This window comes from Streptomyces sp. NPDC059456, assembly GCF_042750055.1.
Classification (GTDB): domain Bacteria; phylum Actinomycetota; class Actinomycetes; order Streptomycetales; family Streptomycetaceae; genus Streptomyces.
In genome coordinates this window covers 1-1,238 of the sequence record NZ_JBHYVA010001140.1, presented here as the reverse complement: position 1 = coordinate 1,238, position 1,238 = coordinate 1, and the positions used below count along the sequence as shown (strand labels likewise).

Below are 1,238 nucleotides of genomic sequence, written 5' to 3'. Positions count from 1 at the left end.
CCGCCGGCGGCGGGCGGCCCGTACGCGAGGCCGCCTGCCGGCACTGGGGCAGGCGCGGTCTCCCCACCGATCCGGAGAACGTGGCCGCCGGGCCCGGCGGGCCCGCCCTGCTGCTGGCGCTGCTCGGCGCGTACGGGGGCGACGTGATGCTGCCCCGGCCGTGTCCCGCCTGGTGGACCCCGCAGGTCCGGCTGCTGGGACGGCGGGCCTACCACGTGCCGACCCCCGCCGAATGCGGCGGCATTCCGGACCCGTACGCCCTGCTGGAAACCGTACGGCGGGTGCGGGCCGAGGGCGGCGACCCGCGCATGCTGATCCTGTCGGTCGCCGACGACCCGACGGCGACCGTGCCGCCGCCCGAAATGCTGCGCGAGGCCTGCGAGGCGGCGGGGGACGCCGGGCTGTTCGTCGTCAGCGACGAGAGCTGGCGCGACACCGTCCACCGGCCGCACGACACCCTCGTGCTGAGCCCGGCCGAGATGCTGCCCGACCAGGCCGCGGTACTGCTCGACCTGTCCGGCGCGCTGCTGCCCGCCGGGTGGCCCGCCGCAGTGGTCCGCTTCCCCGGAACCCCGCGCGGCACCTGGCTGCGGGCCCGCACCCTCGACGTCCTCACCGCGACCGGCGCCACGGTCGCGGGCCCCGTCGCCGCGGCCGCCGCGCACGCGCTCGACGAGCCCGACGCCGTCGCCGGCCGCGCCTACGCCGCGGCCGCACTGCACGGGGTGGTCGCCGCCGCAGCACACCGGGAACTGCTCGCCGCCGGCGCGCTCGCCCGGCCGCCCCAGGCCGGCCGCCACGTGTACGCCGACCTGGGCCCGCTGCGCGCCGGCCTGGCCCGGCAGGGGGTCCGCGACGCGATGGAACTGGAGGACTACCTCGGCGGCCGGCTCGGCACCCCCACCCCCGGCGGACAGCGCTTCGCGGACGAACTGGGCGCGCTGCGGGTGCGCCTGTCCACCGGTCCGCTGCTCGGCGCCACCCCGCAGGAGCGGCTCGCCGCGCTGACCGTGCGCGACCCCCTCGTCCTCCCGCACGTACGACGCTCCCTGGACCTCCTCGGATCGGTCCTGGCCGGGCTGACCTGACCTGACCTCCTGACGGCAACCCGCAGTGCGGTGAACGGAGAGTTCCAGATGAGGGACCAGACGCAACCCCCCGACCTGGCGGCCCCCGGCCGGAGGCCGGCTCCGGCCCCGGAACCCGCCCGCCCCGACCGCGCCGCGCCGGCCCGCGAC

1 protein-coding gene is annotated in these 1,238 nt (G+C 78.7%); it reads left to right on the top strand.

The window, feature by feature from the left end:
• A partial coding sequence (locus ACFXA3_RS42785) for an aminotransferase class I/II-fold pyridoxal phosphate-dependent enzyme (RefSeq protein WP_385197000.1) occupies window positions 1–1,088 on the top strand: 1,088 nt, incomplete at its 5' end.
• Between the last annotated feature and the right edge of the window lie 150 nt (window positions 1,089–1,238).